Source organism: Rhodococcus sp. D-46, from assembly GCF_011290655.1.
In the GTDB taxonomy this organism is placed as follows: domain Bacteria; phylum Actinomycetota; class Actinomycetes; order Mycobacteriales; family Mycobacteriaceae; genus Rhodococcus_F; species Rhodococcus_F qingshengii.
In genome coordinates this window covers 249,199-263,910 of sequence record NZ_JAANTF010000003.1, presented here as the reverse complement: position 1 = coordinate 263,910, position 14,712 = coordinate 249,199, and the positions used below count along the sequence as shown (strand labels likewise).

The 14,712-nt window shown below is 62.8% G+C and carries 13 protein-coding genes; 9 read left to right on the top strand and 4 right to left on the bottom strand.

Features of this window, described 5'->3' with window-relative positions; translation table 11 throughout:
- Positions 1-3,282, bottom strand: a complete 3,282-nt coding sequence (gene recC, locus G9U53_RS09260) for an exodeoxyribonuclease V subunit gamma (RefSeq protein ID WP_083056059.1) — start codon at positions 3,280-3,282, stop codon at positions 1-3.
- 97 nt (positions 3,283-3,379) lie between these two features.
- Between recC and G9U53_RS09255 the strand changes: the two genes are divergently transcribed.
- From G9U53_RS09255 to G9U53_RS09240, 4 genes are all read left to right on the top strand, one after another.
- Complete coding sequence (locus G9U53_RS09255; RefSeq protein WP_063315026.1) at positions 3,380-4,213, top strand: ABC transporter ATP-binding protein; 834 nt, start codon at positions 3,380-3,382, stop codon at positions 4,211-4,213.
- On the top strand, positions 4,210-5,040 hold the full coding sequence (locus tag G9U53_RS09250; protein ID WP_003945560.1) for an ABC transporter permease subunit: 831 nt from the start codon (positions 4,210-4,212) through the stop codon (positions 5,038-5,040). The genes G9U53_RS09255 and G9U53_RS09250 overlap by 4 nt, the downstream gene beginning before the upstream one ends.
- Positions 5,037-5,834 (top strand): ABC transporter permease subunit, encoded by a 798-nt coding sequence (locus tag G9U53_RS09245; RefSeq protein WP_003945590.1) that lies wholly within the window; start codon positions 5,037-5,039, stop codon positions 5,832-5,834. Before G9U53_RS09250 ends, G9U53_RS09245 begins: the two co-directional genes overlap by 4 nt.
- A 78-nt stretch (positions 5,835-5,912) precedes the next feature.
- The gene (locus tag G9U53_RS09240; protein WP_031332841.1) at positions 5,913-6,995 is read left to right on the top strand and encodes an ABC transporter substrate-binding protein; all 1,083 of its coding nucleotides are present in this window, start codon (positions 5,913-5,915) and stop codon (positions 6,993-6,995) included.
- A 10-nt stretch (positions 6,996-7,005) separates the two neighbouring features.
- Here G9U53_RS09240 and G9U53_RS09235 read toward each other — a convergent pair whose 3' ends face one another.
- Entirely contained in the window at positions 7,006-7,605 is a 600-nt protein-coding gene (locus G9U53_RS09235; protein WP_007734129.1) for a TetR/AcrR family transcriptional regulator, read from the bottom strand.
- Positions 7,606-7,723: 118 nt separating this feature from the next.
- On the opposite strand from G9U53_RS09235, the gene G9U53_RS09230 reads away from it, so the two are divergent.
- Positions 7,724-8,668, top strand: a complete 945-nt coding sequence (locus G9U53_RS09230) for an alpha/beta fold hydrolase (RefSeq protein WP_165638607.1) — start codon at positions 7,724-7,726, stop codon at positions 8,666-8,668.
- A gap of 17 nt (positions 8,669-8,685) precedes the next feature.
- Here G9U53_RS09230 and G9U53_RS09225 read toward each other — a convergent pair whose 3' ends face one another.
- Entirely contained in the window at positions 8,686-9,042 is a 357-nt protein-coding gene (locus G9U53_RS09225) for a hypothetical protein (RefSeq protein WP_039973407.1), read from the bottom strand.
- Positions 9,043-9,167: 125 nt separating this feature from the next.
- Here G9U53_RS09225 and G9U53_RS09220 point away from each other — a divergent pair, with 125 nt between their 5' ends.
- Entirely contained in the window at positions 9,168-9,602 is a 435-nt protein-coding gene (locus G9U53_RS09220) for a cupin (protein ID WP_003945598.1), read from the top strand.
- Here the strand turns inward: G9U53_RS09220 and G9U53_RS09215 are convergent.
- Positions 9,591-10,796, bottom strand: a complete 1,206-nt coding sequence (locus G9U53_RS09215; RefSeq protein ID WP_165638606.1) for a cytochrome P450 — start codon at positions 10,794-10,796, stop codon at positions 9,591-9,593. The genes G9U53_RS09220 and G9U53_RS09215 overlap by 12 nt on opposite strands.
- A 139-nt stretch (positions 10,797-10,935) precedes the next feature.
- Here G9U53_RS09215 and G9U53_RS09210 point away from each other — a divergent pair, with 139 nt between their 5' ends.
- The 3 genes from G9U53_RS09210 to G9U53_RS09200 all read left to right on the top strand — a co-directional run bounded on the left by G9U53_RS09210 (position 10,936) and on the right by G9U53_RS09200 (position 14,674).
- Positions 10,936-11,796 (top strand): SDR family oxidoreductase, encoded by an 861-nt coding sequence (locus G9U53_RS09210; RefSeq protein WP_165638605.1) that lies wholly within the window; start codon positions 10,936-10,938, stop codon positions 11,794-11,796.
- On the top strand, positions 11,793-12,521 hold the full coding sequence (locus G9U53_RS09205) for an acetoacetate decarboxylase family protein (protein ID WP_165638604.1): 729 nt from the start codon (positions 11,793-11,795) through the stop codon (positions 12,519-12,521). Before G9U53_RS09210 ends, G9U53_RS09205 begins: the two co-directional genes overlap by 4 nt.
- A gap of 95 nt (positions 12,522-12,616) precedes the next feature.
- Positions 12,617-14,674, top strand: coding sequence for a neutral/alkaline ceramidase (locus G9U53_RS09200; RefSeq protein WP_065456146.1), 2,058 nt, complete (start codon positions 12,617-12,619; stop codon positions 14,672-14,674).
- Positions 14,675-14,712: the final 38 nt, after the last annotated feature.

The following is a 14,712-nucleotide window of genomic DNA, read 5'->3' as shown; positions in this document are numbered from 1 at the left end:
TTACTCCGCTCTTTCGTTGGTCAGCAACGGATCCCACAGTCGTCGGGCGAGAACTCCGAATCGAGTCGGTTCCTCGGCCCAGACGAATTCGTCGTCCGACGGCGGATCCGCAGCCAACTCCGCCAGTGTTCGAGCTTCTCCGAAAACGTAAGCGTTGCTTGGATCGATCATCTCGCCGTACTGCCCGGTCCACTGGGTGTCCGCACCGTTTGTCGCATCGTCGACCGACTCGCCACCAAAGCGTCGGCGCGCATATTCGGCTGAAGTAGCGGCCCACATCGGCAACGGACGCTGCAGCCCCCGCTCGCGTAGGTCCACCAGTTGCTGCAGGATCTCGACCGCATTGCCTGGCGCATCGAGCACCGACCGTGCCGCTGCGATCTTTCCCCGACCCCGTCCGATCGAGACTGCATCGAGCGCACCGGGTCGTCCGTGCGCTTTCAAGGCGAGCAGGTTTATCCAGGCCGTCATCCGATGTTTAGGCGCCAGTGAGGAATACGACGCTCCCACCACTGAATTGCCGTGCACACCGGTTACCGTTCCGGTGAGACGACGCCCGTCACCGAGGTCGATGTCGACGTCGACAGCCTCGGAGTCGCCCTCGAGGTGTGGCAATGCAAGACCGGCAAGTTGGTCTACCACCCACTCGACGTTGCCCAGAACCGTGGCGCCCAGGTTGTAGGGCGGCAGAGTGCCGCGGCGCCACTCGGCCGCACGGAAATCCGCCGAGCTGCGTCCAGCCAAGCGCGAGAGAAGCATTCGGTCACCCAGAGCCCAGGTGGACAGTGGATCGAGCTCGGTTGCCAGCGAATCCGCGATGTCGTCGTCGAGTTCCGGTACCCGGACGCCGAGGCGTTGGCGCAGAAAACCACGCGCGGGATGTACCAGGAAGTTCACCAAGTCTGCGAGGTTCACTTCCTTCGGATGCACCTCGGGTAGCTCGGCCGACAAGACTGTCGGCAATTCGACCGGTGTTCCGGAGGCAGCCCTCGCACCGGCCAGCGCTGCCGTGTCGAAGCTGAACGGCTTGTTCGGCGCGAAGTTTCGATTGTCGAACGATTGCAACGGATGCCGTGTCAGCACCCCGTTCACAGCGTCCGGACCCACCGTCGCACTGAGTACGTCGAGAAGGCCACTGAGGGGGATCGCCGGTGGTCTGACGACACCGGTGACCGGATCGGCACCGGTATACAACAGAATCAGATGTTCGCCCGCAGACATCACGGCATCGAGAAGCAGTTGCCGGTCTTCACTGCGCAGATCGCGCTCCCCCACAACGGGATCACGTGACAAGATGTCGTCGCCGTCGACTCCACCGGTTCGAGGGAACACCTCGTCGTCGAGTCCGATCAGCACGACCACGCGATGCGGTACCGAACGCATCGGAACCATCGTGCACACCGTCAGTTCGCCGGTTCGGAAGTTGGCACGCGTCGGTCTGCCCGCGAGGCTGCGCGAGAGCATCGCGCGAACATCGGCCAGACGTAACACCGTCTCTCCGCCGAATTCCACAGCAGCTACCAGTTCGCGGTGGGCCCCCGCGCTCTGCCAGGAATCTGCGGGCGCTGTGTCGGTCAGCAGATCCAGGGCCCGCATCAGCACACGAAGCCATTCGGCCGGTGAATGTGGGCCGGCAAGATCGCGAAGCGAGACGGCCAGGCGATCGACGAACTCTGCGAAACGTCCAGTCAGGTCGATGTCTGTGCCGTCCACGTCATCGAGTGGTAGCGCGAGATCCAACCAGGCATTTTCCGATTCGTCCGCGCTGACCCCCAACAAGATTCGGTCCATGGCGGTGTTGAAGGTGTTCTGCGGAAATGCATCGAGGCCGAACGTGGCACGCTGCCGACTACCGATTCCCCAGCGAGCACCCGCTTCCGTCGTCCATTCCCGCAGTCTTTCCAACTCGTCGTCGCCCCACGAAAAACGTGTGCGGACAGGCTCGGTCGCGGCCAGGTCGAGAACCTCACTGGCTGTGGCCCGGCCGTCGGCCAATTCGAGGAGAGAGCCGAGAACGGCCAGGACTGGATTGGTCTGACGTAATCCGCGGTCTGCCAGCCTTACTCGAAGAAGATGCCCGGGGTGGCCATGGACGCCTTGCCCGAATGCAGCACGAACCAAGGGTGCGTACGTTTCGACGTCCGGGCACATCACGAGTACGTCGCGTGGCTGCAATGTCGGGTCGTCCTCGAACAATCGGAGCAGACATTCGCGGAGCACCTCGACCTGCCGTGCCGGCCCGTGGCAAGCGTGGACCTGAACTGTCCCATCCGGTTCCGCTGCAACGCTGGGAGCACGATCTGCGATGACGTCGGCTTTGACCGTCGCGAGGAGGGATTTCGGGCCGGCTGGTTCGGGAAGATGCACCGACTCGAACTCGGCGGCACCGAGGCTGATCTGAAGTTCACGAACGTCGCGAGCAAGACTCGACAGCAACGGATTGGCGGATATCAGCGCTGACCCGTCTTCCGAACGTCGGATCGTGCTCTCACTTCGAGGCGGTATGCGCGAGCTCATCTTGGTCCACAGCGCGGGGCTGGGATGCGGGAGCCAGATGTGCACGTCCCGATTCGCACTGAGTGCGCTCAAGATCATTCGCTGATCGACCGGCAGCCGGGTCGGCCCGAAGACCGACAGACGTTCCGGTAGGTCGACCAAGGCCGGGTCCTCGACCAGTGCGCGGCTCACTTGCCCCAGTCGCTCTGCGGGCCCCGGAACGTCGATCTTGTCCGCGACGATGCACCACAGACGTGCCTGCCATTCGAAATCCTCCGACAGCGCCAATCCGTGTCCGTCGGTCAACCGCCCGGCGGCCCAGTCGATCAGCATCTGCGGGCGTTGCGCGGCATAACTGCGGAAGAGTTCGGTGACATGTGTGGCGGAGGCAAACCGTCGACCTTCACGATGGCCTTCGAGATGTTTCGCCAGGACTCCGCACCAGGGCTCGCCGAGGGACTCGTCGATCACATCGAGAACCGTCCACACCAATCGCGTCGGCGACCATGGGTCGTCGTCAGCCGTGATTCCACTGACCGCGGCCACGGACTCCGCGACCAGGCGCGCGGGTGAAGGAAACGCGATGTTCGCAGAAATTCCGTCCACTGCTGACGGTCCGGACGTGCCTAGCTGGGAGGACAGCCGCTGATTGAGCCAACGCTCGACGCCCTTGGCCGGCACGGCAACAGTTTCCCGGGCGAATGGATCCGACAGCGGTGTACGGAGGAGCGTGGCCAACGCCGAGACCAAGGTGTCCGAACGCTCGGCCCGGTACAACTTCAGCAATCTTCGCTCCCCTCACTCCGTCCAGAGGTCCATCTCACCACGGCGCTATGACAGGAGACGCTGAACCAGCCTCACGCAGCGGTGACGCGCAGGCAACATGACCGCAACCGGACGTTCGTACTGTGCGGGAATGACCAGTCCCGTCACCACACCTCGCCCCGCTGGAACCGGTCTCGACATCTCCGGCCTCGGCAAGACCTTCGAGATGGGTCGTCGGTCGGTGACCGCGCTGACCGACGTGTCCCTTCAAACCAGCGAAGGCTCTTTCCTGTCTCTGCTCGGGCCGTCCGGATGCGGGAAGTCCACCGTTCTTCGCATCCTTGCGGGCCTCGATAATCCGACGTCGGGAACGGCCCTTGTCAACGGGCAGTCGCCCGCCGAGTTACGCAAGCGCCGCGAACTCGGAATCGCCTTCCAGGATTCGGCTTTGCTGCCGTGGCGAACAGTGGCCTCCAACATCAAACTGCCCCTTCAGGTTGCCGGCATCGATCCCGACCCCGGACTGATAGCCGACCTGATCGCTCTCGTCGGCCTCGAAGGATTCGAGAAGGCCAAGCCCGCCCAATTGTCCGGCGGTATGCGTCAGCGTGTGTCGATCGCACGATCGCTCGTGGTCAAGCCGAGTGTCCTCCTACTCGACGAACCCTTCGGCGCGCTGGACGACATGACCCGTCAACGGCTCAACATCGAATTGCTCAGGATCTGGACCGAGAAACCGGCGACCACGTTGATGGTGACTCACGGAATCGCCGAAGCCGTGTTCCTCTCCGACGTCGTTGCCGTCATGACGCCGCGGCCCGGACGCGTCCTCGAAGTCGTGCCGATCGACCTGCCGCGCCCGCGTACACCCGAGATGATGCGTACACCCGAGTTCCACGAGATCCACGACTACCTCTCCGGACTGCTCTTCGGAAAAGCAGGCGTCGCATGACAATTACCGATATCGAGAACGTCGCGACCGCGGCGGCGCAGCCATCTGTGCCGCGCCGGATCCGATTGAAGCGTCCGACGTGGTTCGGTGGTGCAGTCGGCATCTGCGGACTGATCGCTCTCTGGTGGATTCTGGCGGCGGCCGGTGTTGCGGGAGGCACGATTCCGACGCCGTGGGTGGTTGTCTCGACGATGTTCGACGACGGTTGGTCGCTGTACGGACCCAATTTCACCGTCACGGCTTCCGGTGCGCTGCAGGGCTTTCTCTGGGGAAACCTGCTGGCGATCACGCTTGCCGTGCTTGTCGTTCTCATTCCGCCCATCGAGGGATTGGCCACACAACTGGCGATCCTGAGCTACTGCACACCGCTTTTGGCGCTTGGCCCAATCATCCTGGTCGTCTTCGGCGGCCGGACCCCCACAATCTTTCTCGCCGCAATGTACTGCTTCTTCACCACGATGGTCGGCACACTCGCAGGCCTGAGATCGGCAGACAAGACGAGCCTCGATCTCGTCGCCGCCTACGGCGGTGGGCGTTGGCAGAAGTTCACCAAAGTTCAACTTGTGAGCGCACTTCCGAGCACCTTTGCTGCCCTCAAGATTGCTGCACCTTCGGCCGTACTGGGTGCAATTCTCGGCGAGTATCTCGGCGGGGTGGACAGCGGGATCGGCGTCGCACTAACGGCCGCTCAGACGTCGTACAACGTCCCGCGAACGTGGGGAATGGCTATCGCCGCCGCCTTGCTCGCCGGTCTGGGGTACGCCGTCGTCGCAGCGATCGCCCGGCTCGTCACCCCGTGGACGAGCGCTCCGGGAGCACAGAAATGACCGCGGTACGAGGAACATTGAGATTCCTCGCCCCGATTGCCATCGCCTCGGCGCTGTTGCTTGTCATCTGGGTGGTCTTCCTCAACGCCTTCCCCCAGGTCGGCCCGCGTGTGGGAAAGACGCCGGCCGACGTCTGGGAGTACCTGTTCTCCGGCCCAAAATCCGCCGACGCTCGTTCGGGCATCATCGACAACCTGTTCATCACTCTGCGCGACGCCGGTGTCGGCTTTGCCGTCGGAATGACTGCCGCGCTCGTGGTGGCATCGATCTTCGTCGTTTCCCGCACTGTCGAACAGACTTTCATGCCCGTTGCAATGCTTCTACGATCTGTTCCTCTCGTTGCGATGACCCCGATCATCGTCCTGATATTCGGCCGCGGAATCGTGGGTGTGACGGTCATGGTTGCGATAGTGGTGTTCTTTCCGGCCCTGGTCATGATCATGGTCGGTCTGCGCGCCGCTCCAGCTCAGGCACAAGACCTCATCGCTGCGTACGGCGGGAGTCGTTGGACCGCATTGCGAATGGTGTCCGTACCGTCCGCACTTCCGGCGGTGTTCGCCGCCGCTAGGGTGTCAGTGCCCGGCGCTTTGATCGGAGCACTGATCGGCGAATGGCTCGGTAGCGGTCAAGGCTTGGGTTCGAGCATGATCAAAGCCATTCCGCGCTACCAGTACAACGAATTGTGGGCATCTATCGTGGTGATCACCGTGGTGTCGATCGTCCTCTACGCCGTGGTCGGGATCTTCGAAAGCATCGCTCTGTCTCGTTTCGGTCCTTCGGCGGGCAAGTCGTGACATCTGTTAACACGACCTCAACAAACTCTCTCTCCCAAGCAAACTGAACGAAACCGACTGGCCCTAGTGTTCCGATTCATGACGCCATTCAAGCCCGTCCGCCAGCTGGACCGCAGGGCCTTCTTCCGCTACTCCGCGCTGACCGGCATCGCAGTCGCCGGTAGTGCGTCATTGCTCGCGTGTAGCAGTGACTCCAGCAGTTCGAGTGGCGGAACCACGGACGACGGTTCCGAATTCGGAACAGTTGCAGTGCAGTTGTCCTGGATCAAGAACATCGAGTTCGCCGGCGAGTACTTCGCTCTCGACAAGGGGTACTACAAGGATGCCGGGTTCGGGAATGTCGACCTGGTGGCAGGTGGCGCAGCCGGTACCGGCGTCGAAGCCGGCTTGGACACCGGCAAGGTGTGGATCGGAATGTCCGCACCGCAGCTCACAGCCCCCGCTGTGCTCGACGGACTGGAGGCGAAGATCGTCGGGGCCACGTTCCAGAAGAATCCGTTTGCGATTGTCAGTTCCGCTGCGGCACCGATCAACTCACCGCAGGACATGATCGGCAAGAAGATCGGCGTCCAGGATTCCAATCAGCTCGTCTTCGGAGCTCTCCTGGCAGCAAACGGCCTGACCGAAAGCCAGATGACGATCGTGCCCGCGCAGTTCGATCCGAGCCCCCTGGCAAACGGCGAGGTGGACGGCTGGGTCTCCTACGTGACCAACGAGCCGATCACACTGGCCGCCAAAGGTTTCCCCAACGCCCACTTCCTCTTCGCGGACTACAACCTGCCGTTGGTCGCCGAATCGTTCACGGTTCTCCAGTCCACCATCGACAACGAGAGGGACAAACTCAAGGCATTCCTGAAGGCCGAGATCCAAGGATGGAAGGATGCGGTCGCCGATCCGGCAGAGTCGGCACGGCTTGCCGTCGAGGTCTACGGCAAGGACCAGAACCTCGAACTCGAAGAGCAGATCAAGGAAGCCACCGCACAGAATGATCTGGTGGTGTCGGCAGATACCAAAGCCAACGGGTTGTTCACGATGACACCCCAACTGATCGAACAGAACATCGCGGCACTGTCGAAAGCGGGGCTGGAGATTACGGCGGAGCAACTGTTCGACATGTCGATCCTCGAGGAGGTGTACGCGGAGAATCCGGAGCTGATCTGACTGCCGAGCGTCAGCGAACCTCCCGCGCGAGTACGCCCGAGATGAATAGCTGTACAAGGACCTCGGCCTTGTACCGGTCATCGGACCCAGCACCGATACAAAGGTTCCCGATGCCTTTGAGCACGTTGTACGCATCGACCCGCGAAGCAGTGCCAACGGACTCGAGCGCTGCCGCGAGGAGGGAGTCACATACCGGAACGAGGCGGTCGACGAAGTAGATATGCAGAGCGTCGGACCCGGCGCTGTCTCCTTGTAGTGCACCGGCGAGCCCATGCTTGGTTACCAGGAACTCCACGAACAAAGCCACCCATGCCCGCAAAGCCGCCTCGGGCGTTGCACTCTCCGCGAGCATCTGTGGGCCCGCGTCCGCACACGCCTCGACTTGGTGTCGGTATACGGCTACCACCAACTCGGGACGCGTCGGGAAGTGGCGGTAGATCGTCCCCATGCCGACGCCGGCCTTCGCCGCAATCTCCCGCACCGGAGCGTCGACTCCGGACTCCACGAACACTGCTGCCGCCGCGTCGAGCAGCGCCTGCTCGCTCCGACGTGGGCGACCGACTTGCTTGGGAGACGCGACGCGCGACTGCTCGTCCTGCGCATCAGCCATGTGCACTCCTCGCTGACTCACGACATATGTTTGCATTACGGAACAACGCTCCGTAATGTTGCGGAGCGACGCTCCGATAAACAGTATCGCAGGGTGCAGCCTCAGCAAGGAACTTGCCATGACCTCATCAATGATCGACACTCTGAACGGCATCATCGGCGCCGGCGCCCCGGTCGTCTCCGTTGCCCCCGTCGAGTTGTTCGCCCCCGATCGACCTGTCCCGCTGGAAGTACGTGTGTCTGCTCCGGCAGCAGGCACGAACCTCCCCGTTGTGGTGTTCTCCCACGGCAACGGCTGGAACCTCGATGGATACTCGCCACTCACGGCATTCTGGGCATCCCACGGATTCGTGGTGATCCAGCCGACACATCTGGACTCGCGCCGGAACGGTTTCGGGTTCGACCACCCGGTTTTCCCGACGATCTGGACCGAGAGGATCGCGGATCTCACACGCATCCTTGATCAGCTCGACACCATCGAATTTGCCGTGCCCGGGCTTGCCGGCCGCATCGACCGCAGTCGAGTTGCCGCCACTGGTCACTCCTGGGGCGGGCAAACCGCTCAGTCACTCCTCGGAGCAAGGATCTTCGACGAGGCCGGCCAGGTCGGCCAGGACATGTCCGACAGTCGCGTCACCGCGGGAATCCTTTTCGCAGCAACCGGTCTCGGCGGCGAGAACCTGCATCCGTTCGCGCAGGCGAACTTCCCGTTCATGCGCCCCTCGTTCCAGGAACTGACGACGCCGACACTCGTCGTCGCGGGCGACCACGACCAGTCCAAGATGTCCAGCCGCGGACCCGACTGGTTCACCGACGCCTACACGCACAGCCCCGGAGCCACCGACCTCCTGACCTTCTACGGTGCCGAGCACGCACTCGGTGGAATCGTCGGATACGAAGTCGCCGAGACCACTGACGAGAACCCAGAGCGGGTCGCCGCCATCCAACGGATGAGTACTGCCTACCTTCGGACCGCGTTGCGCATCGATGAGAACAGCTGGCCAGCGGCCCGGGCCGCATTCAGCGACAACGCCGACCCGATCGGCCGAGTCGACACCAAGTAATGCGGCAGTGATCCAACTTATTGGCCGAAGTTGAACCTGAGATTCGCATTTATCAAGGTGTTGAGCCGCTTTCGCATGCTGACAACCTCTGCCTCGGGCGGTATCGGATCGTCCAAGAAGAGCGTCCAACGCAGCATCGTGCTGTTTCCGACCGCCTCGATGTCGAATCGGATGACGGCGTCGGGTCGGTCCGGCCAGATCGACGACCAGATCACCAACTCCGGTTCTTCAGCCCTGACGATCTCCGGTGCGATCTCGCTCTCGAGAAGTTCCAGCCAGTGCCGGGCGGGCTGGCGGTACGGATCGATCAATGCCTCGAACATGAAGCGCGCAGGCGGCGGCTGGCTCCGGCGCCTCGTCGCGACTTGCTGCATGACACGAGCGTAACCGCCTCTCAAGGGCATACCTCTGCCTTCACCCTGCAAGATCCACGAAAACCGGGATAAATCGGACACTGTCGGAGGACACTCAGGAGCACATCCGTCTGGGAGGGCCGCTCATGCGTAAACGCCATCAGGTTCTGCTTGCAGTGTCCGCAGCGATCGGACTGTCGCTGACGCCGATCAATGCGTCGGCAACACCGAGCACGGGAGTACACGGAGAAATCCTCGGGCAGGTGACTTTCGACGGCAAGGACTACATCCTGCGCCAGATCACCATCGACCCCGGCGGTTCCACCGGTTGGCACTTCCACGACGGGACGCTCTACGCGCTGATCGCGCAGGGCACGTTGAGCCACTACCGATCCGATTGCTCCGTCGACGGGATCTACAGCGCCGGAAATACTTTGATCGAACCGAGCGGTTCAGATCATGTGCACATCGGAAACAACTCGCAGACAACACCATTGGTGCTCGAGGTCGTCTACGTCAATCCGGCGGGCAGCCCCCTCTCCGAAGATGCTGCGCCTCCTAACTGCCAACTACCCGGCTGACGGGGCAGAAGAGTTAAACCGCACCGGCATCGATTCGAGCCCGGACACGAAGTTGGCCGCACGCCGCTGCAACGGCGCGTCGGTGGCAAGTTCCATGTCCGGCAGCCTGGCGAAGAGTTGCTCGAACATGATCCGTCCCTCCAACCTGGCCAGCTGATTGCCCAGACAGAAATGAGTTCCGAAGCCGAAGGCCACGTGCGGATTCGGTGTGCGGCCGACATCGAACCGTTCGGCGTTCAGGAACACGGACTCGTCGAAATTTGCCGATTCGAAGAGCAGCAGCATCTTCTCACCTGCCTTCAGCTGCGCGCCGAAGAAATCGGTGTCACGGGTCAGGGTTCGAGCCATGTTCTTGATCGGCGAGGACCACCGCAGCATCTCCTCCATTGCCAAGGGAATGGCATCGGGATCGTCGACTAGCTCCCGGCGCTGGTCCGGATGGCGCAGTAGCTGTTCCATGCCGCCGCTGAGCACGTGCCGTGTGGTCTCGTCACCGCCGATCAGGATCAGCAGGGATTCGTTGACGATTTCCTGATCGGAGAGGGCCTCGCCGTCGACCTCACTGTGAATCAACGTGCTCACCAAATCGTCGGCCGGGTCGCTCCTCCGCTCGGCGATGGTTCGCATCATGTACGCGGTGAAATCGACGTACGCAACCATCATGGCCTGCAGTTGATCCTGGGAAGCGTTGCTTCCCAATGCCTTCACCAGATCGTCCGACCACCGCAGAAACAACGCGCGTTCCTCCGGACGGACACCCAACATGTCGCCGATGACGGCCATCGGCAGCGGTGCCGCCAGGTCTGCGACGAAGTCGGCTTCTCCTTTCTCACAGACGGCGTCGATCAGTTGATCGCAGATCTCCCGGATACGGCCGGCCTTGGCTTCGACCTTCTTACGTGTGAAACCCGCATTGACCAAGCGTCGACGTGTGAGGTGCTGCGGGTCGTCCATGTCGATCATCTGCGGCAATGGACCGGTTTCGGGGCGGATGCCACCGGCGTTGGAGAACAGTTCGGGATCCCGCTCGGCTGCGACGACGGCGTCGTAACTCGCGGCCGCGGTGATTCCGTTGGCGTCGTCTCGGTACACGGGCTCGTGATCGCGCATCCAGGCGTACGCGTCGCGCACATTGCCGAGGTCTCCGCTGTAGAAGCGTCCGTCGATCAAATCGAAGGTCGGTCTGGTAGCCATCACTCCACCTCTCGCACAACCCTTGCCTCAATAAGTAGAACCTGTTCCTATATAGCGTGGGGCGTTTTCACCGAAGCCGAATCGGAAATCCTCCAGAATCAGCACGCGAGCCCGCCGGAGCAACGACCAGGAGACACGCATGGACGACGACACCGCCTCAGCGGGCATACCCACTTTCGCCGGCACATCGATACTGGTGACCGGCGGCGGTAGTGGCATCGGCCTGGGCATCGCTCGTTCGCTCGTTGCGTCTGGCGCTCACGTCACGATCTGCGGACGCAACAAGGAGAAACTCGAAGCTGCCGCTGAATCGATCCGGCAGTCGAGTCCGGAAGGATCGGTCAGCGTCTCCCCCGCCGACGTCACGATCGAGACAGACGTCGTCGCCGCTGTCGCCGCGGCGGTGTCCGTCACCGGAAAGCTCGACGGAGTCGTGGCCTGCGCCGGCGGGAACGAAACCATCGCACCGGTCACGCAACTCGACGTCGACGCCTGGCGCCGCACCGTCGACCTCAACGTCACGGGGACCATGCTGACGATCAAGCACGGCGCGCGGGCACTGGTGGCTGGAGGCGGTGGATCCATCGTCGCGATCTCGTCGATCGCCAGCAGCAACACACATCGCTGGTTCGGCGCGTACGGAGTCTCGAAATCCGGCGTCGACCACCTGGTGCAGTTGGCAGCAGACGAACTGGGCGCCAGCAACATTCGTGTCAACGCGATCCGCCCGGGGCTGACCCGAACGGATCTGGTCGCGCTCATCACCGACGGTGGCCCCATCCTGGACGACTACCTGGCCAACACGCCGCTCGAACGCGTCGGCGAGGTCGAGGACGTCGCCGGACTCGCTTCCTTCTTCCTCGGACCGCACTCCACCTGGATCACCGGGCAGATCATCAACGTCGACGGAGGCCAAATGCTGCGCCGCGGACCGGATTTCCGCTCGATGCTCGAACCTGTCTACGGCTCCGACGGACTCCGCGGGGTGGTGGCGCCATGAGCTACACGATTCTGGGCAAGAAGGTCGAGCTGCCCGTCGAAGTTCGCACCGCGTCTGCCTTCATGGCGTTGTACTCGGTACCCAGCACAACCGCGCAGTCGATCATCGATTACACCGGCTTGACCGTGCTCCAGTACCGTCCCGGCCGGGCGCTGTGCGGCCTGGTTTTTGTCGACTACATCGACGGGGATCTGGGGCCGTACAACGAATTCGGAGTGACGTACATGGTGCGCAGCCACACTGCGCCTCCCGAAACCTCGGTGCTGGGAGATCTACGTTCGCTCGCTGCCGGAACTGCAGGGGCACTCATTCACGAGTTGCCGGTGGACGGCGAGTTCACCAAGGCCGCCGGCCGGGAAATCTGGGGATTCCCGAAGGTGCTCGCCGAGTTCGACACCGAGCACGTCGGCTCGGTCAAGCGCGGATCGGTCTCTCGCGACGGCAAACTCATCACACAGTTGAGTGTGAAATCCGGCGTCAGCGTGCCGGGCGGCGGAGCCAACATGTCGTTGGCCGCGTACTCACATCTCGACGGCGCCACCAGGTGCACGTCGTGGGACATGGCACCGACCGGCGTCAAATCGCGCCCTGGTGGAGCCGAGGTTCAACTGGGCAGTCACCCGATGGCGGCGGAGCTTCGGAAACTGGGACTCCCCCGCCGGGCCCTGATGACCACGACCATCAAGAACCTGGCGATGACGTTCGGGGAGGCCACAACAATCTGAGTGTCGGCCGACGGCACCCCTTTCGGTCACGTGTGACTCGGGCTACACTCCCGGACGGTTGACCAACTCGCGTCAGACCGCCCGAAAGGACACTCGTGCAGATCACCCGACGCACCGTACTGGCAGGCGCTGCCGCCGCACCTGCGCTCGCCGCTCTGTCGACGAACCAGGCCGTCGCAGCTTCGCCGGCACGCACCGTTTCACCCGCACGCACCGACAAGTCGTCGGCGTCACTGCAGGTGGGCGTCGGAATTTCCGACGTGACCGGACCGGTCGCCGAAGTCGGCATGATGGGCTACTCGAGCTTCGACCAACGCGCCGAAGGACTGCACCAGCGAATGCGCGCACGCGCCTTCATCTTCGAGTCCGGCGGGTCGCGGGTCGCCTACGTGTGCGTCGACAACTGCATGATCTTCCAGTCCGTTCACGACGAGGTCCTGCGCCGACTGGCCGGGAGGTTCGGTGACATCTACACCGAACGCAACGTCATGTTGACGGCCATCCATTCACACGCGGCATGTGGCGGGGCCTCGCACAACTACGCGTACAACCTCGCAGTTCTCGGCTTCGAACTGCAGGTGTTCGAAGCCGAGGTCAACGGCATGGTCGAGGCGATCAGCGCTGCGCACGAGAACCTGGCGCCAGGCACGGTCCGTTTCGGGCGGTCCGATCTCACCGACGCCAGCGTCAACCGATCGCGAGTGGCGTTCGACCTCAACCCCGAAGAGGACAAGGCCTACTACCCCGGTGGCAACGACCACCACATGCGTGTCATGCGTATCAGTCGGGGCAGCAAGGACATCGGAGCGATCAACTGGTTCGCCACCCACTGCGCCTCGCTCACGAACGAGAACCATCTCATCTCCGGGGACAACAAGGGCGCCGCGGCGTACTTCTGGGAGCACGACGACCAGGGCGTGCGCTACCTCGACGGCGACACCAGCTTCATTGCTGCGTTTCCGCAGACCAACAGCGGCGACATGTCACCCAACCTCTTCCTCGAGCCCGGACGCGGACCGACCGAAGACGAATTCGAGAACGCACGCATCATCGGGCTGCGCCAGGTAGCGGCAGCTCGAACTGCCTTCGACGCGGCGTCCGACACCGTCACCGGTGGCGTCGACAGTCGGATCATGTACCTGGACATGGCAAATCAGGTGGTGAGCGGAAGATTCACCCCCGACGGACGCGAGCACCGCACCGCTCCGGCCGCGATCGGCGCGGCAATGAGCGCCGGAAGCGTCGAGGACGGACCGGCAATCCCGATCTTCCCCGAGGGCACCCGAAACCCCATGATCGACGCCCTGGGCGGTATGGATGCTCCTGTGCCTCAATGGCTTCAGGATGCACAGGCGCCCAAACTCGTAGTCGTTCCGGTCGGCCTGCTGCCACCGGGAGGATGGGTGCCGAACGTACTCAAGATCCAGATCCTGCGGATCGGTCAGTTCTACATCGTCGGTGGCCCTGCGGAATTCACCATCGTCTCCGGATTACGAGTGCGTCGAACCGTCGCCGAGGAGCTTGGGGTTCCCCTCGAGAACGTCATCTTCCAGGGATACGCGAACTCGTACTCGAGCTACTGCACCACACCACAGGAATACGATTCGCAGCAGTACGAGGGCGGTTCGACGATGTTCGGCCGTTACACACTGCCGGCCTATCAGCAGGGGTATGCCGCCCTTGCAGCCGCGATGCGCGACGGCACCGAACCTCCTCGCGGCCCCGCTCCGGCAGACCTGTCCGGGTTCCAACCCAGCTTCGGACCTGGCGTCGACTTCGACGAGCCCTTGCCGGGAACACAATTCGGCGATGCGACCGTCCAGCCCGGCGACAGCTCACCAGGCGGACAGGTTGCCGTCGAGTTCGTCACCGGCCACCCCAAGAACGACACTCACCGAAACGGGACCTTCTACGAGATCCAACGCAATACCGGCGGATCCTGGACACGGGTCGCCGACGACAACGACTGGTCCACCAAACTGCACTGGCGCCGGGTCGGGAGCAACGGTTCCGTCGTTCGCATCACGTGGGATGTTCCGGCCGATACTCCGGCGGGTACGTATCGAGTCCAACACTTCGGTGCGTCGAAGGCTCGGGGTAGCGGCGCGATCACGCCTTTCTCCGGGGTGACCGCCGAATTCCGCCTCACCTGACCCGCGTGAACGTATCGCTCCCCTTGTTGGACAAGGGG